Below are 26,475 nucleotides of genomic sequence, written 5' to 3' on the forward strand. Positions count from 1 at the left end.
GCGGAGGGGGTGGCGGTTTCATTAAAGTAATGGGCTGAATTTTGCGTTCAGGCTTTTCCTTTTTATTATCAAGAAAGCCACCTACCATTTTGATAAAAAAATACAAAACGATCACCGCCACTAAGCCGCCAATAATCCTCGGCACATAAACCCGCAGGTGTTTTTTTTCGGACATGAGCTTTATTTAACAAGATTCTGAGTGACCAAACCGACTTGGGTAATTTCCAGCTTTCCAAGTAAAGCCAACACATCGACCACACTTTGATACTGCACAGCGGCATCACCTTTAACCACCACCGGCATTTGCGGGTCGGCGGCTTTGTATTGCATCAGTGTCGACTCTAATTGCTCCATGGTGACCGGAAAGGTATCCAGAAAAATAGTGCCATCAGCGGTCACTGATATGGCTTTGGTTTTCGGCTTGGCCAAACTCGGTGTATCGCTGGCTTTAGGTAGATTAACTTGTATACCTTGCACAGCTGCTGTCGTCATGATGATGAAAACAATCAACAACACATAAGCCAAATCCAGCATCGACGTCACATTGATTTCGTCGTAGCTATCCAGTTGTTCCTGATAACGCATACTCTATCCTCGCCTGATTAGCTGTAACGTTCGGATAATTTTGTCGAAAATTCGTCGACAAAAATATACATATCAGCCGTAATCAGTTTAATTTGACTGGCAAGCCAGTTGTAACCGAATAATGCCGGAATCGCGACTAACAGACCTGCCACCGTGGTAGCCAAAGCCGCAGCAATACCCGGCGCAATGGCATTAACATTCACCTCACCACTGGCGGCAATATCGCCGAAAGTGATCATCACCCCCAAGACCGTACCCAGCAAACCCAGGAAAGGTCCGCCACTGATAGCGATTGTCAGCAACACCATTTGGCTATTGAGTTTTTGAATTTCACGCACTAATATCGATTCCATGGCCGCGCGTACCGAATTGATACCTTTATCAGAAATGGTTTGTTGAGCTACATCGGCACCGACCGATTTAGCCAAACGCTTATTCATTTCTTCGACGCCGATATGATAAAGGTTATAAATCGAGGAGCCTGCAAAGCGGGCATGTCCGCCAGTCAGCGACAAAATCGGCGATTCTTCAATATCCGTATCATCCTCCGTTGGTTCGCGATTTAAATTGCCGATATCGCCAGCTTCCAGTTTTAAGAATGCATCTTCAAACCTTCTGTTTTCTTTCATGTTTTTATGCAAAACCAAGGCTTTAACCAACATCACAATCCAACTCATGACAAACATCACACCACACAATCCGATGATCACCCAGCCGTCGATGGTTACATCGCCTAAGGTTGCCATGATCCTAGATTCGCCACCCTCTTCACTATCGGGTGCACTGTCTTCACCGTAAGTCAACAGCGATGCGGCTTGTCCCTGCATCATCACGGAAAATAACAACGCATTCTGATCTCGCGCTACTTTAGAAATGCCAAATTCATCGATGGCACCTATCAAGCCACGCGTACCATCTAAGGCTGAGCCAATGCTAATGTCACCCTGCAATACGGAGACACTGGCCGGCAACATTCCAGAGGCCTTGCCGTCCACATAAAAAGTTAATCCTTCGTTGTTCGCAGCAACCGCTAGATGATGCCAGGTGGCCAGATTTAGACTAACCGGACTGACAATTTCCTTACGATTTAAATTTAAAACCGGCGTTTGACCTCTAACGGATATTATTAGTCCATCGCGATCAAATACCACACCGTCCTCTTGGGCCTGATCAATTTTTACCCAGGCAGAAACTGTCCAGCCGAATTCCATCATCATCTGAACGGCCGGACTCGCTGTGATATGAATAGTCTGACTGCCATCAAATGCCGCTGCCTCAGCAATCGCCCCGCCCTCTATCAAAGTATTGGTCGCAGAATCCGGTTGATTGGCATAAGCAGTACTGTCTTTAACCGGGCCCGCCTCGAAATGATAGGCCAGCGATTGTGAGACGTCGAAAATACCGGCAGCATCCTGGGCGTCAATAGCTTTGGGGTTGCTGTAATACATCCAGATAGCCGGTTCGCTTGCACTGGCTATATCTTTCGGCAATTTCACCCAAATCAAAGCCATTTCATTGATGGGATCGATTTTTTCAATGTAAAACTTCAATGGGGTTTTATCGTCGCTGGCGAGAAAACGGATATCTTTGCCATTTTCAGCCAAATCCATGAAGTAAGTGAAGTTACCTGCGTGCAAACGCACCAGCAGCAACCCTTCATCTACCAGATTGACTCCACCCTGCTGCAACTGCTGTGCATCAACGGTGATTTTCTTCCTATAACCCCACTCATCATTCCACCAGGCATGAGCCAAGCCAGGGGTTAATAACAGGGTAAAAATTAACCAAATAATTCGTTTCATGCTTACTCTCTAATTAAGTCATTTAACGAATTATCGCAGCCGTTCTTTACACTTTTATGACAGTTTTAAGATTTTTGTAACTATTCAGCATTCAACCAAAATGAAGCCATATGTTTATTGTGTAGAGTGAGTAAAGCAACCCGCATACACCGCATTTGCCGGATGCGCTAAGATTATCCTGCCTAGGCATGACTGCCTGCCCAACGAACTGAATAGTTACGATTTTTGTAACTATTCAACTATCAAGACATTACTATCGCAGGTAGAAAAAGCGAAGTACATCTGGCAAGTTTGCTGGACAACTCGCCGTTTACATCGATTACACTTCGCAATCCATTATTCCTGCCCTTGCTACCTATAAATATTGCTCATCTTTCTCTCTGTTCTTTAAGTTGAGACTGAGGCCAATTCCTTAAATTATCGTATTTTCAGCCTACTGCAGAGTATTCAGTTAGGTTTCACCAAAACCCAAAACTTCGACGCTCAACATACCCAACGGCGGCTGCGCAAAACCTTTGGTTTTATCATCATTACCAAAGCTATCACCATCTGTCACGGATTTACTGACCGTAGCTGCTAAATTACTCACGCCAGTTGGTGGCGCAACACTGCCGGCCGCAGGTGGCGTGCCCGTCGTACTATTGGACTGAATAAAATTGCTGTTGAGGACAATTGGACTGGCCAATGTGACATTATCACCCGCGATACCGGCTTCACCGGCATTAATGACCCCGCGCGGCGCAAACAATACGACATCACCGGCTTTTTCTCCCTCTTCTGGCCCTTTAATGGTTCGGATACCACCACCCGCCAATTGTGGCTTGACTACCTCAACCGGCATGCCCGATTCATCCCACTGAATACCCAATGGCGGAGCAGCCAAAGCCGTGAGTGGACTACGACCCGCGTCCACATCACTCTCGGTGGAACCGGCTATAATCTTCCCTCCACCAATAGCAACAATACGCTGCACATTAACCGCGATGTCGTCACGCGTGACAACATTTACATTGTCTTTCTCCTTGACGATGATACCTTGCTGGTCTGGTGTTTTATTCAAACCAATGTCGGCTGTCGCCAAACCCACGTTAATTCCACCATTGGGTGTAAAGACACTGACTTCTCCACCTTTTTGGCTTTGCACAGTACTTAAGAACAGCAACACCTCGCCTAATACCGGCCTTTCTTTCCCGGACGCATAAATACCATCTACCAGATTACCCGCCAAATTCTGGCTTGCGATATCACTGCTGTCGACATACGCCACTGTATCACCATGGCTAATACCTACACCTTTAATGGGATCTATCAATAGCTGTAAGCTTTGATTAGCTTCGCCTAGTAAAGTAGAACCCGGAAACAGGGTTTCCACAGCCGTCAAAATCTCTAACTCAGCCCATTTTTGCTGATAGCCAAAATTGGCCTTAGCCGAAGCGCTTGCCGCCGATGAAATGGTTTTCATAAACACCGATTGCACTGGTGATAGAAGCTTCACGTCTACTCTTATCTTGTTAACCTCCGACAATGTCGCATACGCCGCATCGGCATCGGTATCCTGTAATTGGTCGTTATTGGTCAGCAGTTTCAGTTCAGTCAGTAACCGCTGTCTATAAGCCTGATACTCAACCACGAATTTTTCTGAATTTTTCATATAAACATCAGCAAACTTCACTGCATCCGGCTGCCCCTCGGCAAGACCTGCAAAGACACTGACACTTGCACCTGAATCATTCAGTGCGGCGTTATTTTGATCGCCAATTGACAAAATACCCTGAGCCGCACCCAAATCAACATTTCGTCCAGCTAAAGCAACCAGATCACCTGGTCCAGCTATTTCAATCACTTGATCGCCTAGGTTAATGCCACCATTTAATGGATTAAGGATAATCGGAAAACGGATATCCCGGCCCGCTTTCACCATACTAACCGCATCGGTACGAACGTTTTGAATATACAGGCTAGTATTGAATAAATCGCGCCCTGCCATGATCTCAGCAGGTTTGGCCAAGGTAAAACTCAAATTGGATGCCTTGTCGCCAATGTTGCCCTGACGAGTGCTAATCAATGCCGACTTAAGATCATTTTGATGCAGCGGAGTTAAGGCATGCACCCCAAGCTTGTCAATCAGAAATGGATCCAAGAAGTTATATGCCAGGACTACATCCGCTGGGTTCTGAATCGGAAAATTCAACGACGGCAGTAATGTCGGCTCGGTATCAGGTAAATGCACAAAGGCATTACCCTTGATTTGATTGTTGGCATATAACTCCAACTGCCCAGATGTTGATGGAAATAGTGACATACCATTATTGATATTCATATCCCCATTCAATGCATAAGCATTCAAAGAAGTTGGATAAACCGCAAAACGGCTTTCAGGAACATCAACATTCGTCGCCTGATTAAGGCTCTTAAGATCATTCTCCAGAGTAATATTGCCGGTTACCGCCAACAAATTAACCGTACCTTCCGGCCCGTAGCGGAAGAAGCGGTTACTAATACCTTCGATGTCAGCAACGGCACCGTCCGGTTGGGTAACAAAAAATGGATCGACAACCGCGGCCAATGCCAAGTTATTCGCCGCAAACACATTGAACTGGGTATTGCCGCCAGTCGCCAAAATTGGATTTAAGCCTTGTCCATTATCATTCAGATTACTACCAGCCTTTAGCGAGCCAAAAGCCGAAATATCAGCTGTACCGGTAAGTGGGTTATCCACATAGAACACACCACCCGCAATATCACCACCAGCATTGACCTGCAAGTTACCCCCCCCTTGAATATCAACGATATTTGTATTAAATGCCAAGTCTTCTGGATCAGTGTTGGCTTTGTCACCCACCTGCTTGCCGGTTGTAGGTATCACGACCGACAAATCTTTGATGTTGTTACCAGCCACCACGCTAACGTTACCACCGCCAAAAGCGGCGACACTTTGCTGATGTTGAGGTGAGAACCCATCATTAACGTCAGGCACTGTGCCTAAGGCAACCCCCCAGGCCGTTGGTCTTTCAAAGGAGTGATCGCTATTGGCCGTCCAACTACCGGTTCGGACCAGCCAATCGCTCAATACCTGCGAACTCGGCTTGGCTATGATATCGCGACCGGCATTCAGATTAATATCACCGCCATCGAGCGGATATTCTGCGTAGAAGAAGAGCGCAAAATATTCACCCCCCGTCCCCCAACGCGTATCGTAATTGGTATCGGCGCGACCCGCAGTGTAGATGACAGAATTCTGGTTGCCGTAACGAATATCGCGTCCGGCAATAACGGAAATATCCCCAGTGCCTGTGCGCACACTGGTATCCGCCGCCAAATCAATATTACCCACGCCTGTCACAACGGCTTGCGAGTCTGCGGCATTCAGATCAGCACCTGCCACTAGGCTGTATGTCCAGGAAGCATTGGTTTGTAAGTAATCGTACACCGGCACACCGTAAATTGGTGTGGAGGCGTTGACATAGTCATTTTCTGGATTGACAAAACCATCACTCAAATTATGATTGACATTTAAGTTCCCTGCTGCGCGCAGGGTCAAAACGCCTGGTACATTTTCGGCGCCATAACGCCAAGTCACGAAATCCCAATTGTCGGCAATCGTCAAGTTGCCGCTGCTGCGTACTTCCACGCCAGGCAGGATAGTGAAACCAGTTGAGTTAGTTAAATTATTAATATAATCGGCATTATCCGAATCAATTGTATTTTGTTGGATTAACCCGATACTGTTGAAGTTGTAAAGTTTTACAGCTTCCGCAGTAACAGTATTTGCTGTGGCAATTGGTCCAATTGCAGTATTAGAGATAGCAATATCATTACCATCACGGTCGGTGCGCAAATGCACCTCGCCGTCAACCCCACCGTTACCTGCCACACTAATAAAGGCGTTACCGGTGAAGGCGATACCGGCGCCATCGATATTATTGTCTATAGATGACAAAGAGACTTTGCCACCCTGACCACCTGTAGCTTGCGCGTTTGCCAGAATAATGCCAGATAACGACAATACATCTTCCGCTGCCAGCTCAACCTTTCCGCCGTTATCGCCGCGGGCATCCAGAGCACCCGCTACAGTTATGCTGCCAGTATCAGCCGAAAGCTTGATATGATTTGCATTAACCGTTTGCCCGCTTTCCACAGTGATATCCCCGTTACGCAAGCGGAAATCAATGCCAGCCGTGAATCCGGCATTGGCCAATAATGTATTCAATGCGGCAAAACCACCTGCACTACTGTTCTGTGTATCAATTACAACAGAACCACCTAAAGCCTTACTGCTACCGCGTGCATTGATACCGCTACCCAAACTGACTTGTCCTTGCGCAGCTTTGGCTGTCAAGGTACCGGCTTTTACCCCTTGCAAGTTTAACTGGCCAGTAGTCGCATCAACATTACCTTGCTGAGCAACTAACTTGATGTTTCCAGCCGGCAAATCTACCGGCGCGCTCAAACCTGCATAAACCTGCTTACCTGACACATCGATGACGGCATCGACGCCCAAAACCAAATCGCCCTGCAATGCATTTAAACCGACCTGACCTGCTTGATAGAGCAAACTACTGTTCAAGATGATACTGTCCGCCATCAAATCCAGTTGAGCCGAAACACCTTGAGTATCCAGACTTATCTCACCACCACCCGCCACCGTTAATGCATGACCGCTAGCATCTATAGTCGTATTGGCACCATTTACACCGCTCACGAACGGGGTAGTTAAATTCAGAGTCCCTATTGATGCCAGGGTGCCCGTACCGCTAGTCAATACACCATTACTGGCCGTCAAATTGCTTGAGTTAAATCCTGATATTTCATACTGACCTGCAGCCAAATTTAACTGTCCAGCATTAATATTCAGCACACCTGAGCCATCACCAGTGGCTTTAACTGCATTATTGGTATTACTCAGTGTCAGCGTATCAGCAGCCAGCCAGGCTGTCTTGCCGGCATTATTTTTACCGGCTAAGCCTGCAGCATTGATCGTCAGATTGCCGAATTGCAAAGGCGCGTTACTGCCGGGTTGCTGAAGCTGCCCATACAAATTCACCATGCCTCGACTGTTCAAAACCAGCTCGGACAATGCCAAATTACTTAATTGACTATTATCTAGGGACACGCCCGTGCTTATCCCCGTCGTTTCACCCAAATTAATCGACTCGGCGCCTATGCTCAAAGAGCCGCCAGCCAATGCTAATTCGCCATCCAGGCTGGTGTGCAGTGTGGAATCAACCAATAAAGCCCCACCGTTCGAGGAAATTACTGCATTATCGACAATAGTCAGCTCGCCTTTTGTCGCCGCATTGCCAGTCCGCTCCAAGGTCGCTTGTTCACCCGTGGATAGGATTAGCAGCGCCCCATCGCCTGTCACTTTGTAATGTGTTTTTCCAGGCCTTTCACCAGTAGTTTGTTCTGTTTCAATCCGCGCGCCAGCTTTAACATTAACGCTATCGGTGGCTGCCAACAAAACACCCGGCGCTTTCAGCGTGGTATTTTCGGCAACCGATACATTTTTAGCCTTAACATCCAAATTAATGATATTGGTTTGGTTATCGAAAGTTCGTTCCGCCCCAAGCGACAAACTATCGACACCCAATTTCTCAATATCGCTGCTTAGTATTTCGACCGTTCCGGCTTTGCCGGTTTTGTTACTAACTACTAATAAATTGTTCGCGATAATATCGACCAAACCACCTTTACCGCCTTGCCCAAATCGGGCCACTACATCAGGTAACTCCAAGGCGGTTTGTGCGCTCAATACCAATTGCCCTGCATCCTGCGCCAATCTAGGAATCGCTAACTCTTTGTATTCTGCCTGAGTTTTGAAAAACTCACTCGCAAAACTGAGATTGTATTCACTGCGGGTTTTGGCAATTTCACCTGGCTCAACCACATATTCTGACCAATATTGATCACGACTGGACGAACCAGACACAGCCCGATAACCCGCCACGATAGGGGTACCATCAACTCTATCTCTACTGGAGTTGGGTAATACAAATTTCCCGGTATCAAGCGGTGTTACTAAGAATGCGCCTTCGAGTAAGGCATAACGTGCCGGTAGCAGTGCGTAATAGCCAGAGGCCAAACCACTGCCTTCGCCAATAAAGATGCTATCAGCAGCTTTCAAGCCGGAATCAGGAGAATTCTTGGGGTCAAAGGGTGAATACGCAGAGAGTCCGGGCAAAACCGCAAACACACTATTTGAAGCCAGTACGTCTTGCGATCCGCCATCGCCAGGAATAAATTCGTAAGCCAACATTTCGCCACCACCGGATAAATTGACTTCCGCACCTTCAGCCCGGATTATCCGATCAGCATTAACCGTAATTTTTTTCTGCGGTGAACTCAAAATAACTTTCTTGTCGGTATCAGAATTTTGAATATAGGGATCGGGCACATTAAGGTTATTGCCAGTACCTTTCAGCGGGAATAACCATTCCTGCCCTCCTTGTGTCACACCAACTGGAATTGTCAACCCTTCTGAGGATACCGAGGTCAAGCTACTCGCTCCAAAGTTGATCGTATTCGTTGCCAGCAATTCAAGCTCACCCAAAGGGGCCAATATCGAGCCATTTTGTGCGATATTTGGCGCCTGCAAACTCAACTTACCCAAGGCTGATAATACCGGTGAACGTTCACCGCCAGGATTGACGGTAATTGACCCGTTGGAGTCACCCTTCACACCAAGCGTGAAATTAGTCAGGGTAGTCGGATAAACCTGATCCGCAGTTAACACCAACTTCGAATAGGTCTTGAATTCGCCGACAAAATCCAGTTCCGCGCCGTCAGTACGTATACCTATTAGGCGAATATCGCCTGCTGAATTTAAATTCACAGCGTCATACCCGCTAGTCACTGTGCCTCCCACCAAATCGATCAGATTGGCAGTCAGATTAAAGCGACCATTACCGGAAACCGGGTTCTGAGCGATTTTATTAATATTGGAAACCACCGATGGTGATCTGAAAATGTCTGAACCGATAGTGGCAGTGTTAGCTAGCAAGTTTACTTGACCGCCAACCCCCTCCCAACCCAACTTGACCGCATCGAGTGCGAGGGCATGTGTCAAACTTAAATCAACATCACCGGAAAATCGAATCTGACCATCGGCACCCGATGCAGCTAATGCCAACGAAGAGAATCCACCTTCGCTAACTTGATGTGCGGCAAGTCGCGCTATCCCGGCTGAAGTTGCGGGTAACTCATCACTTGGATTTTGAAATCCACTGACTAACGTAGGCACGGCTTGCTGAGATACCCATATCGTCCGCGGAGCACTCGGATAGGACGAACCGGTTTCTGCATCGGGATCATTACGATTGTCAATATTCAGATTAACCGACAAACTGCCACCTGCCGCGCCGGGTGCCTGACCCGCCTGGGCGATCATTTCGCCTTCCAAGAATACACCTTCGGCACTGGTAATATCTATCCGGCCGGCATTAGAACCTATCAAGGTAGCCGCATTATTAAAGCCTTCCGCCACTAAACTGGCTGTTGGTAAATCCAGTACCGCCTCGGTGCCAGAAACATTAATTGACGAACCTGATTTGGCCGCAAAAAAGCCACGATTAGCATCTACGACAAAATTTCCGCCATCGTATACCAAGCCATTACGACGACCAAAATTGTCGATAACGATATTACTAGTGCCGGACAGGTCAATTTTTGCATTATCGCCCAACCAGATACCCTGGCTGGCGACGTAGTTAGGAATTCTACTATCTGGAATGATATTGATCGACAGATTGCCACCCTGCGCAACAATACGTCCATCCATTACCACTGACGAGTCGGACTCCAGTTTAATACTGCTCAAATTATCGGCTACGATACTGGCGCCATTCTCGATTTTTAACAGACTTTCGTCATTTACACCTACTGCATGACTCGCACGCAAGATCAGGCTACTAGACTGACGCAGCAAAGGTTCCAACGTTGTTTGGGTAGAAATTCTTTCGATATCGGCTGCATTCGAGGCAAATAGAAAATCATTGTTCAGGATTTTATTGGTCTGACTGAGCGTGATGTTAGCTCCCGCCTCAACCGTTAACCCATTCATGTTAGAACCAATATCAAATTCCGAAAAACCACCTTTGTTGAAAAAATCCGTGGCAATTTGTAAGGGCTTAACCTCATCGCTAGCATCCGGCATGTCTTCTCGACGAATTGCCACCGCATTTGACACTACAGTAAAACGTCCGCCTTGCCGCAAGCCATAGCCTTCAAACAAGCCATCCAAAATAACATTGGCTCCAACACTGTCTTCACTCGGCTCGGCAGCCAAGCTTATCGCTCCCGCCTCGCCAGCCACCAGAGTACCATCCGTTTGTACCCATCCGCCACCACCGACATTTACTCGACTACCGCTCGCCACGCGCAAATTGCCGCCTGCAGTACCGGCAACCTTGGCATTAAAGCTACCGCCATTTATAGCCAGCGATTTGCCCAGCAAGTTTTCCGGCTGAGCATAATCATTGACCCATTGGCCTTGCAATAGAATTTCGGCCCCATTGAAGAGATTAATATCACCATCCAGCTTTCCAGAATCACTGATCTTTGTCGACAAATCCACGCTAGCGCCGCTACCGACGATATCGCCTTTTATATCGATAGCACCACCCCGCAGAGTTAATGCTCCACCATCTATTAGATTTACCCTTGCGTTGCTATCTACCGTAATTTGGCCATTAGTAATGAATGTAGCGTCTCCAATGCCACTTTCAAACAGCTTGTCGGCATTCATTGCCAATGTCATCGGTACATTGTTTTCGTTCTTTTGCAACAACTCGTCTATATCAACATTGAGCGGATCATAGAGATTGGCTGAAAAAACAATGGATTGTTCGTTAGAAAAGGTAAAACTGCTATCGACGACCAAACGCCCTGCTCTGGCACGCTCAAGTAAATCGCGCTGCAAACGACCGCTAATGACGCCACCACGCAAATCGCCGTTCAAAATTACGGTATTGGCCTTGATAAACAAGCTACCCGCATCCTTGCCATCGACATAGCCTTTCTCAAACCTATCTAACGAGTAAGCTGGATCTACAAACCAGGTTTGAGTTTGATTAAATTTTTCATTGTACTTATCGACTCGCCCGAAAATGCCCTCGTAGGTTTGAAACGGATCGGCATCGCTAATATCAATTAATCGGCCCTTAGCAATTAATGTGGTCGTAGAAATAATGCCATCCAGAAAAGTCACAGCACCACCGGAGAAATCCAAAACCGCGCCTTGTTCGACTATGGCATCGCCTTCAGAATTAAGCTCAATACTTCCACCCTTACTCAAGCGTTCGGCCACAGAACGCTGAATCTGGGCAACAGTTGGCTGAATATTGGTTAGCGGCGTACCTTCCCTGATGTCCACTTTGATGGTTTCACCTTTCAGGATGCCGTTTTTTTGCAAGGGTGCATCGGCAAGCTCAAAATTACGCAACTGCACTTCTATCACGTTGCTTTCCATGGGTTTAACCACGTAATCCGTACCTGACACATCAATTGTGGAACCACTATCTAGCAAAATCCGGCTGTCATTCTGCGTATTTTCAGCAACTGGATTCACCGGGTTTTTTGTGGCTGTGAATTTGACATCACCGGACGGCGCTGTAATCGAAGAGCCCGACTTCATGTGTATTTTATGTGCCATGACTTCGACACGAGAATTTGGCTGGTTCTCGCTATCTAGCGCCAAGCCAGCGTTGAGGTCAGGCATAATCTCGGTTTTACTGCCCACGCCAAACGTTACTTTCGCCGACGTGCCCAAGTCATCACCGTTATCATTCGTTCTAATCGTTGTTGCCGGGATGATTTGCTTTAAGCCCTTGGTATCCGTCACCACGTTAGCCCCTTCTCTGGCTAACAAGCGAATGGTGCCATTAACGTTGGCCGCGGTCGTTGCGGATACTCTACCATCTTGGTTAACCGCATACCCCATTAAGGTCACGTTACCGCGATCGGCCGATATTTTTCCGAGGTTTTCCACCTTACCACCAGTCTTAACCTCAACCAACAAACCCCGCACATCGCTGTTTTCCTGAGTATCGTCACCATAAGGCGCTTGCTGTAAATAGACTTTATCTGTCGCTGCAGCCATGATTACTTGCCCATTAGGCGCATCCACTTCCCCACGGTTCACAATACTGGGCGCCAATATCATGATACGACCACCATCCGCAGCACTAATCTTTGCGCCGTCAGCTATTTCTATTTGAATGGGAATCTTGTTACCGGCAGCGTCGAGTTTAAAATTGCCTGAAGCGTCTTTATGATAAAACTCCCCCGATCCTTCAAATGCTGCTTTATCTTTCAGATAAGCCGTATTAATAGTTTCCTTGTCAAAAGTATCTTCAATGGTGACATTCATGGTCGCGGCCACTATGCCTCTGACATTCACCGTCGAGTTCCTACCAAACAAAATACCATTCGGGTTAACTAAATAAATCTGACCATCCGCGGTCAAGCTTCCGAGGATCTGACTGGGATTTTGATCGTGAATTTTATTTAAGGCGATATCAGTCGGTTTTTGCCGAAAATTGACTGCACTATCAGCGCTAATATTGAATTTTTCCCAGTTTAGTATCACCCGATCGCTAAGCTGATTGATATTCATAGTATTGCCGACCACCTCGCGAGTGGCGCCGCCCATGCTGTTCCAGACGGGGCTAGGTACTGGCAATTCGGCGGAGACTGGCGAGGCAAAGGCAATCAACAAATTACCTGCAAGCGCAGCTTTTACACAGGCCGACAGAGGATTTAAGTAAAACACCGTATCTGACAAGTCACTCATCTGTTTTTGTTTTCTATTCGCCATATCAATCTCCACCATCAAATCAGATAACAACGACCTGAGTTACTAACTTGAAAAATTTACTCATTAACAAATGCAGGTTGGGAAATCGCCCTACCTGATACACCTGCCAGTCTTTGTCATTCTGAACAATTCGCCTCGGGCACAAGCCACTGATTTACCTTGCAAACTCGCCACTTTATTAAAATTGCGCCATAAAGCGAAAATCTATTCGGTTCTCACCCACTCTGACGTTACCTTGCTCCAGTAATGGTGAGGCAAAATCAAATTCACCTTGCAAATGTTTCAACATTTCTATCCTTAATCCTGCTCCAATACCTGCCAGAGCCATATTTTGCGGACTACCCGGCAGGGCATCCATAATCCAACCGCCGCCGCCATCGATAAAAAACAATGCGCGCAAGCTATCAATCTCTTCCCATTCGGCCGGTGCCAAATGAGGGGTAAACAATTCCATCGATCCACTGACACCATGATCGGCTAGCACTTGGGCCTCATAGTAACCGCGCACACTTTTATGCCCACCGATAGCGAACTGTTCGTTGCTAATTAAAGGCGAGTTGGCCAATTGCCCGGCCATCCGCCCGGTGAACTCCATCCCCCAAGGCAGGTTGCGCTTATAAGCCAAACCACTGGTCAAATAAATAAAATTGGATTGCGACAAATATCGCTTGTCGTCGAACTGTGATTGATCGCTAACTAGTCCGCGAATTGCAAAATTGATACCCGCATCAAAAGTTAAAAGCGAATCTGCATCACGCAGATTGCCGCCGTACTGAACCGTAAACGGTAAATAACTAATCGGCGTCTTAGTGGATGTATCCGAACCCAAAGGCGCTAAATCCTCACCGAAATCTTTGTAATCAACGCCGAATGTGGCATTTTGACTATAGTTTTCGCTACTTGGCATTGGCCAGACAAATCGGGAGCCGTAAATATTACCGTTACCCACCACATTAAATGCGCCTGCGGTGGCGATATTGGAACTGGAGCTAACGCCATAGAACACAAGGCGCTTGTCATCAAACACCGGCAACATATAGGTACCTACAAACACCTCGACTTCGTTCGGCGCTTCAGGTGAGGTCTGGTACATAAACGAGGCACTATGAAATTTCTGCCATAAATTATCGTAGTGCAACGACACCAGCGCCCGTAACCGGCTGGTATCAATAGAATTATATGAATTCAACTCGACTTTAGCATGCAGCGGCAACGTGTCATTGACTTTCAAATCAACTTCCAACGTACCTGGGGTTTCACCAGCGCGTAAGATGGGTACGACGCTTCTATCTTGGCTCTGCGCCGCCAATTCGGCTAATTGCGCCTGCATTTTTGGCATGTTGGGCACATTACCTTCCGCCAATTCAGGTACTTTTGCTTTTATCTCGCCTTGCGAGTAATAGCGGGAATCGGTTACCCGCAATTGCGATACCTTACCTTCTACCACCTGTAAATAGACAATACCGCTTTTAACCGATTGCTCCGGAATATCTACCGAAACGGTTTGATAACCTTCTGCTATGTAAAGCTTTTCCAGGGCAGCTCTTGCCGACTCCACCACATCGACACTCTTATTCGGTCCTAAAAATGGATACAAGGTGCGCTCCAGGCGTTTTTTGTCCAGCATTGAATTACCCTTCACGCGCAATTCAAATAAATCAAATTTGGCTGCGGCTGCTTGTGATGGGGCTTCTTGTTGCTGAGCTTGATCGGCTGCTTCCACTTCCTGACTCAATACCACCTGAGCAGGCAATAGAACACAACAGGTTCCGACCAGAACCATCCGTAGCAAGGGGGACTCGTTTAACTGCATGTAATTGATAATCCGATATAAAATAGCTTTCCCTGTGAAAGCTGACCATCCAGTATTTTATAGGTCGTTCTTTACGATTTAGTGACAGCCATATGACAAAACACAAAAGCAACACAGGCTTATACAAAAAAGATTAATTGGCATACCGCCTTTAGCTTTTGAATCATCAACAACACTGACATTGTTAGCGGCTGCTATCACGCAAATCAACTTACCTAAATCCAAAAAAACAGCCTTCGCAAGCGAAGGCTGTTGCCTAACTGCGCATCCTTGCGCTACAACGACTACCCAATCATTACATTGGCTTGTTGTTGTTGGTAGATGCTTTGATGACAGGTACTTGGCAGTTACTCAAAGAACCTTTAACAGCGTGAGAATAAGGCATTACAGGAGCAGACAGATTCAGGTTTTCGGTGAAAGCATGTTTAGTGCCTACCGCCAGATAACCTGCGGGTCCAAATGCATGTACGAAACCAGGATTCAACACAGTACCCAAGATGCTAGGTGATCCGGCATCGGTAGCAATTTTTTGGATAATGGTTTTCTTGTCTTGGCTGATAGCATTACGCCATTGATAAGTTTGCTCTACCCAATCCATGTATTTGCCTCTGAAAGCGTTTTCCAGAGTAGGCGCTACGCCGTCAACTTTGATAAAGCGATAATGTTTAGCATGTGTTGCATTGTTTTCAGTACTTTGCATACCAATTGCCCAAGCTTTGGCTCCAGAACTGTTAACAGTGGTATTAAACACATCAGGATTGGTTGTGGTGACCTGCTTAGCATTACTTTCGCCGTCAGCAAAATCTTCCAGACACAATTCCATATCGCCGGAACCGCTGACTTCATGCTTAACTGGACCAGCCAAGGCACTGCCAGCCCAATCTGGATCCAGACCGGCTGTGCTGCATGGGTTGTTGAGGAATTTGGCATACATTTGCGCACCAGTACCGGAACCGTCAATACGTTTGCAAAAATGCACTTTGGTATCGGTTGGGGTGACCTGTCTAATAACACCATCGCCAGAATCATAAGTCATTCCGGCAGTCAATGAAGTCAACGCAGTACCGTTGATTTTAAATTCACTCCATTTTTTGATTTGACCTGATACCAGCTCAGCCACTTGCTGTTTGCTCAAGCTAGGCATACAGGCTTCGGTATAAGCACCAGCCGCACAATTAGCTGGAGCAGCCAACAGGCCTTGGGCTTTTTGCAAAGCCACATACAAATTGTCAGATACTGGCACGCCAAACAACAGCGCAGCAGCAGCTTCTACAGTCAGTGCCGCATCGGCAGCTGCAGCATCAACCGCACCGGCGTTAGAGGGTTTATTAGGGCCGACGAACATTTTTGGTTCAACATCAGAAATACCGGCATCAGACACTTGGTTACTCAGGTTGGCACCTTGAGCATTACAAAACCAGGTGGTACCGCTGCTGACTGCGCAGTTACCGTTATCGATACGCATGGCAGCAATAGCCACATTATCAATCAAAGGGTTAACACCTTGCGCAGAACCACCGGCAGAACGCTTGTGGAACAACACATTAGCGGAAGAAACCGGGCTACCATTAACAGACAAACCAGGTACGTTAGCGGAACTTAAGGTGCAGAAATAAGCTGTGTGATCCTTACCTTCCGAACCAGCTTTGTTGTTGTCTTTAAACACATCCAAAGTTCCGGCATCGCACAAGTTATTGAACAAAGCAGCAATGGCTTTGTCCTGTGCAGTAGCGCCTGACATGAAAATTTCCAGATCAGGTGTAGTATTAGGCGCTAACGCAAACGATGTTTGCGAGAAACCCAACAAAGAGACAGCCGCAATCGCAGCCGACAATATTTGCTTTTTCATTTTAATCCTCATTAATAGCTAGAGATACCGACTCAGTGCAACACTCAATCGGTTAGTTTTAATTAAGCTGCAACAGCTTTACGACGATTAGCACCCAACAAGCCCATCAGGCCGGCGCCGAACATCCATACCGCACCAGGCAGTGGCACTGCAGAAGTTGGTGCATAGGTCAGGCTACCATTCAGATCCAGCTTCCAAACATTGTTGAATACATCCAACTCACCGGTATCGAAATCGTCAATATTGACTTTCTCGTGAACGAAAGCCAGAGCTGTACCTAATTGGCCTTGAGCTACGAAAGGCAATGCAGTTTGGAAATCGTTACCATACGCGGCTGTATAGCCTAATTGACCTATAGTTCTGAAAGTGCTCAGGTTGTTGGCATTGGCATCCTGAGTTTGAACTTCAGAGACGATAGTATTCCACACACCCATTGTGTTGCTAATGTCAGGCGCATTATCATCAATCTTAGCTGGCAGATTGGTTACTGAAGTCGTAAAAAAACCAAAGAGTGGTAAATCGGTTAATTCGTTTAACAACCCGTGACCACCCGAAACACCCCAAGTGACGTTGTCGCCTGCTGTGTAAGCAGCAGTAAAGCTTTGGAAGTCACTGTTGTTAACGTTGAACGATAGTGCTTGGTTTGGGTTAGCCAAAAACTGCGCTATGGTCAAACCTAAATCCAGTGTGTAGCTGTTTTGAGCGGTATAGTTGACCACGTTCAATAACAACTCACTACCATCAGCAGTGGCATCGCCAATGGCTTGGATACGCGCTTCAGCAACACCTGTTACTGACATAGCGATGGCTGCAACAGCAACCGATTTAGCTAAAATTTTCATAGTTAGTCCTCATGTTTTAAATTGATGAATCACATAAGGTGATGGCCCAGCCATCTTGAAACCGCAATCCTTGTCATTGCCGCCCTTAGGCGGCAAGCCCGATTCCAGGCTACTCACAACTGAGCATAACGACTGATTCAAGACCCGAGACTTTCCGTCCCCGCCTCACGACGAGTTTGGCTTTTTCACGCTTTTTCTATCTAACACTCAAAGAGTGGCGCTACCCCGCTACCATTTTCCCTTCCCCTCTGTTTCCTCCTCCCTAACCTCTTCCTTAGCCGCTCCTTATGCGTGTCATCCTTGATCCTTAGTTATTCCTATCTGTACGTTCGGCCAATCCAGCCAGTTTTTCCTTGAATCAATTATCCCCGAGAGCTTTGGGCATTACAGTTACAGGAAGGTTACAGTCTTGCTAAACGTAATACGTTTGTATTACGCGCATAACTTAAACCCTCGCATCAATAACCGATAAATCTTTAAAACCAATGAGTTACCAGATATGCAATCTAGTCTTATCTGCAGCCTGACAGCTTGATTTTGCTTACACAATGCGCGTTTAAGCTAATTTGGCTGCTAAAAAAGGAGGGGAGCATAAGTGTATGCCTCGACTCATGACTCGATTGGAAAGCAGCAGATCATTGAAGATATTCCCTAAACTGTCTATGAAACTGGAAAATCCCGACATTTAACTTAAAAAATCAGTTAGGAATGCGCATGAAATATCTTATGCAAGAACCCTCTGTAGGTGCGGATTTATCCGCACAGTGCGAATGAATTCGCACCTACAGATGACGAACTTGTTTCATGCGCATTCCTTAGAAAGCGTGAAATCCGTTCGTGCTGAGCCTGTCGAAGCATAAGTGGATTTCACGCCTGACCTGTTGCGTGAGTATTAGTTCTTTTAGGTCAGGTTGCTTTAAGCCGACCATCAAAAAAATCAAAGATGTCCTACTATCAGTTTGGCATTGACTTGCCCATTGCCGATAACCGGATTTTCAATATCTATACTGATCACCTGTAAGCCGTGCTGGGCTTCCAACATGGCCAACCAATAGATCAGTTTGTCGAATGAAACCAGCTCCAGCCATACCGTCGCACTGTCCGCGCCATCCGGTTGTACGCGTTTAATTGCAGGCTTTACCTCTAATGACTGACTACTACTGTCTATCACTGCCATGGGTGATTGATCGCTTTGCGCCGAATCGGTACTTAAGCTGATACCTTGCTGCCTTAAAGCCAAAACCTCAGCGCTAACCTGTTGTAAATGCTGATAAGCCTGTGCTTGCACATCGATTTTTTGTTGCAGCAACAGGCTTTGATCGGCCAGTGGCTGGATAATCAGCAGATAGAGACCATATAAACTGATCAACATCGCACCGGCCAGCGCCATTAAACGCTCTCTTTGCGACAACACCTGCCAATGTTTCAGGATGTCATTTTTCTCTAATTTCAAGTTGCGCCTCCACGCCGTTTGCTCCACTGTCTGCCGATAGAACCTTGACTTGCAATTGGCTTTGTAATTGTTGTTTCAGTTGCTCCAACTGAGCTATATCAACAGTTTTAATCTGTAGCTGTATAGCTGCGTTGGCATAATTCAGTTTTTGGTATTCCAAGCCTGAAAAATCTTTGAAAATTTCGCCACTGCGATACAACAGCCGCATAAAAGCACTGCCACCGTTGCCAGCCTGCTTTTTCAAAGCGATCAATTGCTGATCCGCTTGCGCCTTAACATTGACTATGCGTTTTACATCCGGAAAAGTTTGCTTGAACAAAGCCAAAGACTGGTTTTCGATCAGCTGTAACCGATCTTGCTGCTGCCAGGTTTTGTTCAATAAAGCCCCAACTTGTAGCATTAATGCCAATAAAGCTAGCGCCACAACCGGCATCCAATGTTGCCATCGGCCAACCGGCTTAGACTGAATGGCATAGTCCCCGGCCAGTAAGTTCAATTCCGTAGCAGCCCCAAAGCCACTGGCAAATAATTGCAATGAGGGCGTAAAAGTTTCTTCTATGCAGGTCAATGGCAGCGACTGCATCCATTCAGCCGGCGCTTGGTTTGACCATAACCGCAGACTTTGGCACAGCCAGCCTTCATCCAGTAATTTGGGTAAGATTACAGGCAAGGCGTCTACATCAATCCCCCAACCCTGCCAAACACTGGCTCGCAAGCTAGCTTGCTGACCTTCAATTAACAGCGAGTATTGATCCGCTTGATAGGGTAAACAAAGACTCTCCGGGTACATACCTGCCAATTCAATGCCAGCTTTATCAAACAGACCTGTCATCGTTATCATTTTTTCATGGCTGACAATGGCAACCGCCAGCTTTCCTGTCGGCTGTTTATGCCAGACCAGATGATAATTTTCTATATCGTCCGCCAGCCTGTCTTCCAAGGCAAACGGCAAGGCTTTTTTAATTTGGGCATTCGCTTTTACTGGCAGTTCTAATTCTTGCAAAAGTACGCTGGTTGCCGGCAGCAATAATATCAATCGCTTGCCTTGCGCCGCTTTGGCAAGCTCGGCCATTTCACCAATAGAGATGGGCGCTTCCTGTTGCTCAACGCATAACCATTCAAGTTCATCAGGCTTTTGCTGATTAAATCTGGCTAATACGGTGTCAGCCATTTGCAAAACTCCTGCGCTGGCGTTTTATCAGCCGGGTCGAGCCTTGTTTGTCACGCTGCAACTGCGAGCTAAACAGCCATTGGTTTTTACCCATCTTGATTTGTCCTGTAAGTAAAAAGTGCTGACTCATGACAGCCAAACCGTATTTTCTGATTGCCCTATCGATAACCGCCTCGTCTTTAAGAAAGTCATCAATTTTTTCAAAGGGCTTGCCACTGGCGCGAAAGATTGATTCAGCTTGATCAGCACTCATATCATCTGCCAGACATCGCAATACCATGGTGCTGGCCGTATTAACATTCAGCGGCGCATAACCGTCGGTCACATACACATAAGGCAGGATTTTTTGATACTGCTCTCGCGTCATGCCCTGAACCAACAATAGTTCGCTGACATCTGTAAAAAAATGATTGGCCGCACGATAAGGCGGCTTATGTCGACCATAGGTTTCATCTTCCGCGCCATTCGGGTAACGAATTTCCATATCATCGTCTATCCAATCCAATAACCCGTCCAGCAATTCCGGTTTTAATTTTAGATAGGCAAACAAGCGCTGAAGCCGGATTAAGTCCTGTTCACTCACTTTTCCCTCGACCCATAAATTATTCAGATTGATGCGACCTTGCATATCTTCAATCTGCGCCTGTATTGAACCTTCTGCCACTATCATTTCCGTTAGCGGCTTACGCCAACTATCCTGCAAACCATCCAGCTTGTTGTCGTTGGCGTCCTGTTGTAAACGAGCTTTTGCCCAACTTTCCAGTCCATAGACATACTCCCAGCCTTGCATTTGCCGCAGCTGATTTTCGGTGCGACGAATATCCATCTGTCTAGCCGTCGACATCGACACCACCGCTACGGTGGCAATAGACAACACCAACATCACAGTAATCAAAGCGACACCGCTTTGGGCTGAATGTGCTGTCATTATTGCTGCACCAGGAAAAGTCGGCGGATTTCACCTAAACGAGGCAGTACCAATGTCATTTCAACCGCCTTAGGCAGGCTACTACCACCCGCTGAAGACCAATGGCTAGCCCATTCTTGGCTATAAAAACGCACATCGATGCTTTCGACTTGCAGTATTTTTTTACGCCGATATTGGCTTTGCTGAGTGCGATCAAGCGTCGTCCACACTTGCCGATATAGCATGCCGTTTTCGTTTACATAACGAATACGTTGCAAATTACTACGGGTCGACAGCCCGGACCAATCAGGCAGGTTACGGGTAAATGTTAATAAAGTTTGCCCATCACCGCCGCTAAAGGCTGGCTCATCTGAGCCCAATTCATCTCTAACTGATCTTGATACTGCCTGGCTTAAATCTTCATTTAACAGATACATCAGTTGTTGCAGTTGAGCGATAGTTTCGGAGTGTTTTTCGGTTAGCTCGCGTGCTTGTAAAACACCGCGCAAACCGGCATAAGCCATGCTTGCCATAATGGCAAATATGGCCATGGCAATCAGAATCTCCAGTAAGCTGAAACCGCGACTTAAGCGATTACTATATTTCATCTTGCCGTGGGATGAAGGTTGTCATACCGGCATACGGTGACTTGTCGCCTTCCAAAAACACCTCTATCCGGTATAACCAGACGCCTTTGTCCATAGCCTGCATGACATCGCGGTTCAGCTGCCAGTACCAACGTCTGCCGGCCATGTTATCCCAGCCATCCAGCGACTCCGGGGTTTCCTTGCCTAACCGCAGCTCTATCGCATGATTGGCAGCCACAATAGCCGCCAGCGTTTTGTTTTCCAAATACCAAAGGTTTTTGGTGTTATCAGCTGTAATTTTAATCAAACCCGCCATCAGGATGGCCAACAAAGCTAAAGCAATCAATACCTCCAGCAAGGTAAAGCCGGTTGTGTTTTTTGCGCCGTTTAAGCTGATCATGGTAGAACGTCAACGCTAGACACCGTCCAGCCTTCTTCGCTATTTTTCACGCCATACCATACGTCGCTCTTGTCATGGGAAATGCTGACTTTTATATTTTCGGAAATACCGTCAGGTGTGATGACCAATTGCGGCTGTGGATTTTGCGTCATGCCGGACTTTTGATTGATATAAACCGATTGCTCGTCTTGCTGCAGGGTTAATTGCAACGGTCGCTGCAGTTCATGCGCTTTAAATATTTCATCGTCCACTATTGGCTGCCAATGGTTGCCCTGCAAACTCAAAAACTGGTAACCCTGACTAAAAAACTCAACCGCAATCGCATCGCTACGCACCATAGCCTCTTGCTCTGCCAGCGCCAATATCATTGATAAACGCTTGGCTTCCAGTTGCTGCTGTTTGCTTTGATCGGCGTTACCCATGCTTAACATGGCCATGCCGGTCATCAAACCAATCAGCACCATGGCAATTAATAACTCGACCAAGGTAAAACCCTGGTTTTTCAAAGCACTCAGGTTTATTTCGCAGTCCAGTTGGTGATATCGGCATTAGCCTCCGTACCACCTTCCACACCATCAGCGCCCAAGGAGTACAAATCAAACTCGCCATGCATGCCCGGCTGTAAATACAGATAAGGTTTCCCCCAGGCATCTTGCGGCAAATCATCCAGATAACCGCCTTGTTTCCAATGCGTACCACTCGGCAAATTAGCCGGTTTTTCTACCAGGGCTTCTAAACCTTGATCTGTACTGGGATAGCTAAAGTTATCCAGCCGGTATAAATCAAGCGCCGCACTTATCGCGCGAATATCCTGCAAAGTCCGCGTCGCGCGGGCTTCATCCGGCCTCCCCATAATTTTAGGCACCACTATGGACGCTAAAATGCCGAGAATAACGACGACGATCATCACTTCGATCAGGGTAAAACCTTGCTGTGTTTTGTTGTTCATGCCATTTAAAAAGAATATGCAAACAGGCAGCCGTCGAACGGCCGATGTGACGGGAATATTAAAAAACCAACGTGACAGGCGTATGACAAAACGTTCATCTGCATACAAATCCGCCTGACTTCAGGGTTCATCATTCTGTCACAAACTGTTTATACAATCGGTCGTTGTGTGACGCAGTTCGCATCAATATCTTGCGCTTTATATGTCTGCGACCACTACTTCAATTAGCAATTTTTATATATCAAGGTACAGTCATATGAAACGCAGACGTATTGCAGTCGCTATTGCAGCCGCTTTAGCTTCGACCACAGCCGGAGCTGCCAGCAACTTTAGCTGGAATCTGGAGTGGACTTTCAATCACACCGCAGCCAACGGTTCAAATGCCATGGGCTCTGAGATCGTCTCTTACGATGCGGATAACAACCACCTGTGGGTAGTAGGTACCGATGCCAACGAAGCCAATGTGGGTTTGGGCGGCATCGACATTCTCGACATATCCGGCAACTTGCTGCAAAGCTTCGATACAAGCTCATTGGGCGGCATCAACAGCGTGGCGGTGAAAAACGGTCAGGCGGCCGTAGCCATTAGCGCTCCCACTAAAACTGATCCTGGCTTGGTGCGCTTTTACGACGCGGGCAATTACAAGGTATTAAGCGATGTGACGGTGGGCGCGAACCCGGACGCGGTTACTTTTACGCCGAACGGTAATAAATTACTGGTCGCCAACGAAGCCGAACCCAGCAGTTATCTGATAGGTCCGAGCGGCGACCCAGTAGGCTCTGTCAGCATCATTGATACAAATAATTACAATGTACAAACTGCTGGCTTCGATAGCTTCAATAGCCAGGCAGCAGCCCTTAAAGCGGACGGCGTGCGCTTGACCGGCCCTAACGCCAGCGTGGCGCAGGATCTGGAACCGGAATACATTGCTGTCAGTGCTGATGGCAGTACAGCGATGGTCACATTACAAGAAGCCAATTCGGTCGCCATTGTTGATATTGCCAGCGCTAGCGTGACTGATATCAAAGCTCTGGGACTGAAAGATCACAGTTTGCCAGGTAATGGCATAGATGCATCTGACAGGGACGGCACTGGCAGTACTTCATTCGCCGGCAACATTCAAAACTGGAACGTGCAAGGCATGTACATGCCGGACGGTATTGCCAGCGTCAATAATAACGGCACGCAATATTACATTACCGCCAATGAAGGCGACTCAAGAGGTGACTGGCCTGGCGGTGATGACGAAGTACGCGTCGGCAGCGCTATCATCGATTCCGTATTAAATGACAGCATGACACTGGCGCACGGTGCCGATTGGCAGACCAACAACGACAAATTAAACCGATTGACGGTTTCCACCAGCGGCGACCTGGACGGCGATGGCGATCTTGATCAATTGCAAGCCTTCGGCGCACGTTCATTCTCGATTCTGGATGCCGCGGGAAATCAAGTCTTCGATTCCGGCGATCAACTGGAACAAATCATCAAGGCTTTCTACCCAGCACTGTGGGATGAGAGCCGTAGTGACAATAAAGGTCCGGAACCGGAAAGTGCTGTAATGGGCAATGTTAATGGTCGTGACCTACTGTTTTTGGGCCTGGAACGCTCGAATGCCATCATGACCTGGGATTTGACTGATTTGAATGACATCACATTTCTGGACATGATCTTCACCGGCGGCAATATCGGCCCAGAAGGTTTGAGCTTCTTCTCCAACGCGCAAGGCAGTTTTCTGGCTGTAGCCAACGAAGTCAGCGAAACCACTTCTTTGTATAAAGTATCGGCAGTGCCAGTACCAGGTGCGGTTTGGTTGTTTGGTTCTGCTTTGGTCGGCATGATGAGCTTTGCCCGCCGAAAAGGTTAATCCATCAGTGAGTCGGGTTAAGCCTTGTTGCCTAACCCGACCTGAGTGATTGTAGTTTTCAGGGTTATCGATAATATGAGATAGGGTTTACATAGCAAACCCTATCTCTTTGTAAGCATCAAATCAGACCAACACAATATTGCCCGACTGCGTCGACTAAGGTTGTGGATGCTCTTCCAGGTTTTTTTCTACGATTTCCTGATGCACAGAGAACACTTCTTTTGATTTTGGATCAACTGAAACCCGCAGCCAATGTACATCGTCGGCACCGAAGGTTTCAACTCGCGTAGCGTTTTCGATACGGCGATTGCTGATACTGCCTTTCATGGGTTTATCCATCCGCACATAATGCGAATCGCCATGAGCGAATATTACTGGTTTTTTGAAGTCAACGGCTTCACGCTCCATCTCCGCCAGAATCTCCTCAAAACCAATGCGGCTATTGCTATTTTTGGCCAGCTCGAAGCCGGGATTGGCTTGAAACAACAGCAGCACGCCATGGGCGTTTTCCGCTTTGGCTTTGGCAAAAGTACCCTTTACCCATTCAAGCGCAGCATCGATCCTGCGCACCACTTCTTCATCATCAGCAGATGTGCGGGTGGCAAATGGCGCCAACGCATTGTTACTACCTACGATATGCACAGCGGCAAACATGACATGTTGTTCCATCCAGCGAGTGTTTTCGACAAATTCCGCATGGTTTGAATCATCGGCCTGCGTTTCAACACGCATGGTTTTTTGACCTAACGTTTGCCCTGGAACCGGATAAAACAGTTCCCGCACCTTATCCAACCGCTCTAGCGGCAAATAAGCACCATTGTTGGCACGGTGACAGTCTGTCCACTCGTTATCGCCAGGGGTAAAAATAAGCGGTTTTTTGAAGGTTTGAAAACGTTGCAGGCGATCTTCGAACAGTTCATCCGAACACAAGGAAGATCCGTTCTTAAAATCACCGGCATGCAATACCCATTTCAACTTTTTATTGGCATTGATATCTGCAATAACATTGTCAAATTTCCAATAGTCAACTTCGTTATAAGGTACGTCACCAATCAAGGCAAATTCAAATTTACCGTAACCTTTGGCATGATGATCGTCATCGGCAAGCGTGGTTTGAGCTAAAGCACTACTGCAAACAGCAGCCAGCATCAGCAATTTATTAGAGAATGTTTTCATCTTCTGTTTCGGACTTGGATTAAAAAAAATGGCTGCAAACAGCCGTGAATGGAAGGCTGAATTTATCAGGGCCAAATGACAGAACAATGAAGGCTGGGAAACAAACGTAAAGTTTTGTGATGAATGCTTAAACTTTGAAAATGAGGCGCAATTTTTACAGCATCAACAGGTGTAGCCGTATTGCACCGCATGTTCGTTTTTGATCTTTCGGCGCACCATGGCTGTTCCTAACGAGGGTTAGAAATGCGCATGAAACAAGTT

At 47.0% G+C, this 26,475-nt stretch carries 15 protein-coding genes; 1 reads left to right on the forward strand and 14 read right to left on the reverse strand.

Going from position 1 to position 26,475, the window contains the following annotated elements; all coding sequences use genetic code 11:
- Window positions 1–180: 180 nt before the first annotated feature.
- The 13 genes from A1359_RS16630 to gspG all read right to left on the reverse strand — a co-directional run bounded on the left by A1359_RS16630 (window position 181) and on the right by gspG (window position 23,171).
- The gene (locus tag A1359_RS16630) at window positions 181–585 is read right to left on the reverse strand and encodes an ExbD/TolR family protein (protein WP_066985727.1); all 405 of its coding nucleotides are present in this window, start codon (window positions 583–585) and stop codon (window positions 181–183) included.
- A gap of 17 nt (window positions 586–602) precedes the next feature.
- Entirely contained in the window at window positions 603–2,387 is a 1,785-nt protein-coding gene (locus tag A1359_RS16635) for a DUF2341 domain-containing protein (RefSeq protein ID WP_066985730.1), read from the reverse strand.
- A gap of 451 nt (window positions 2,388–2,838) precedes the next feature.
- The gene (locus A1359_RS16640; RefSeq protein WP_066985733.1) at window positions 2,839–13,200 is read right to left on the reverse strand and encodes a filamentous haemagglutinin family protein; all 10,362 of its coding nucleotides are present in this window, start codon (window positions 13,198–13,200) and stop codon (window positions 2,839–2,841) included.
- Window positions 13,201–13,378: 178 nt separating this feature from the next.
- Complete coding sequence (locus tag A1359_RS16645) at window positions 13,379–14,983, reverse strand: ShlB/FhaC/HecB family hemolysin secretion/activation protein (protein ID WP_232322336.1); 1,605 nt, start codon at window positions 14,981–14,983, stop codon at window positions 13,379–13,381.
- 325 nt (window positions 14,984–15,308) lie between these two features.
- Window positions 15,309–16,862 (reverse strand): hypothetical protein, encoded by a 1,554-nt coding sequence (locus A1359_RS16650; protein ID WP_066985738.1) that lies wholly within the window; start codon window positions 16,860–16,862, stop codon window positions 15,309–15,311.
- 62 nt (window positions 16,863–16,924) lie between these two features.
- Window positions 16,925–17,704: a VPLPA-CTERM sorting domain-containing protein gene (locus A1359_RS16655; protein WP_066985740.1), complete on the reverse strand. Its 780-nt coding sequence runs from the start codon at window positions 17,702–17,704 to the stop codon at window positions 16,925–16,927.
- A gap of 937 nt (window positions 17,705–18,641) precedes the next feature.
- On the reverse strand, window positions 18,642–19,157 hold the full coding sequence (gene gspM / locus A1359_RS16660) for a type II secretion system protein GspM (RefSeq protein WP_066985741.1): 516 nt from the start codon (window positions 19,155–19,157) through the stop codon (window positions 18,642–18,644).
- Complete coding sequence (gene gspL, locus A1359_RS16665; RefSeq protein WP_066985742.1) at window positions 19,138–20,328, reverse strand: type II secretion system protein GspL; 1,191 nt, start codon at window positions 20,326–20,328, stop codon at window positions 19,138–19,140. Before gspL ends, gspM begins: the two co-directional genes overlap by 20 nt.
- The gene (gene gspK / locus A1359_RS16670; RefSeq protein ID WP_066985745.1) at window positions 20,321–21,256 is read right to left on the reverse strand and encodes a type II secretion system minor pseudopilin GspK; all 936 of its coding nucleotides are present in this window, start codon (window positions 21,254–21,256) and stop codon (window positions 20,321–20,323) included. Before gspK ends, gspL begins: the two co-directional genes overlap by 8 nt.
- Entirely contained in the window at window positions 21,256–21,843 is a 588-nt protein-coding gene (gene gspJ / locus A1359_RS16675; RefSeq protein ID WP_066985747.1) for a type II secretion system minor pseudopilin GspJ, read from the reverse strand. The genes gspK and gspJ overlap by 1 nt, the downstream gene beginning before the upstream one ends.
- Window positions 21,833–22,222: a type II secretion system minor pseudopilin GspI gene (gene gspI / locus A1359_RS16680; RefSeq protein ID WP_066985750.1), complete on the reverse strand. Its 390-nt coding sequence runs from the start codon at window positions 22,220–22,222 to the stop codon at window positions 21,833–21,835. Before gspI ends, gspJ begins: the two co-directional genes overlap by 11 nt.
- Entirely contained in the window at window positions 22,219–22,728 is a 510-nt protein-coding gene (gspH, locus tag A1359_RS16685; RefSeq protein ID WP_066985753.1) for a type II secretion system minor pseudopilin GspH, read from the reverse strand. Before gspH ends, gspI begins: the two co-directional genes overlap by 4 nt.
- 11 nt (window positions 22,729–22,739) lie before the next feature.
- Window positions 22,740–23,171, reverse strand: a complete 432-nt coding sequence (gspG, locus tag A1359_RS16690) for a type II secretion system major pseudopilin GspG (protein ID WP_066985761.1) — start codon at window positions 23,169–23,171, stop codon at window positions 22,740–22,742.
- Between the two features lie 256 nt (window positions 23,172–23,427).
- Between gspG and A1359_RS16695 the strand changes: the two genes are divergently transcribed.
- Window positions 23,428–25,038 carry a choice-of-anchor I family protein gene (locus tag A1359_RS16695; RefSeq protein ID WP_066985756.1) on the forward strand — a complete coding sequence of 537 codons (1,611 nt, stop codon included), beginning with the start codon at window positions 23,428–23,430 and terminating at the stop codon, window positions 25,036–25,038.
- A gap of 156 nt (window positions 25,039–25,194) precedes the next feature.
- Here the strand turns inward: A1359_RS16695 and A1359_RS16700 are convergent, their stop codons facing one another.
- On the reverse strand, window positions 25,195–26,214 hold the full coding sequence (locus tag A1359_RS16700) for a metallophosphoesterase (protein WP_066985759.1): 1,020 nt from the start codon (window positions 26,212–26,214) through the stop codon (window positions 25,195–25,197).
- Window positions 26,215–26,475 lie beyond the last annotated feature (261 nt).

The sequence above is a fragment of the Methylomonas lenta genome, assembly GCF_001644015.1.
GTDB classification, from domain to species: domain Bacteria; phylum Pseudomonadota; class Gammaproteobacteria; order Methylococcales; family Methylomonadaceae; genus Methylomonas; species Methylomonas lenta.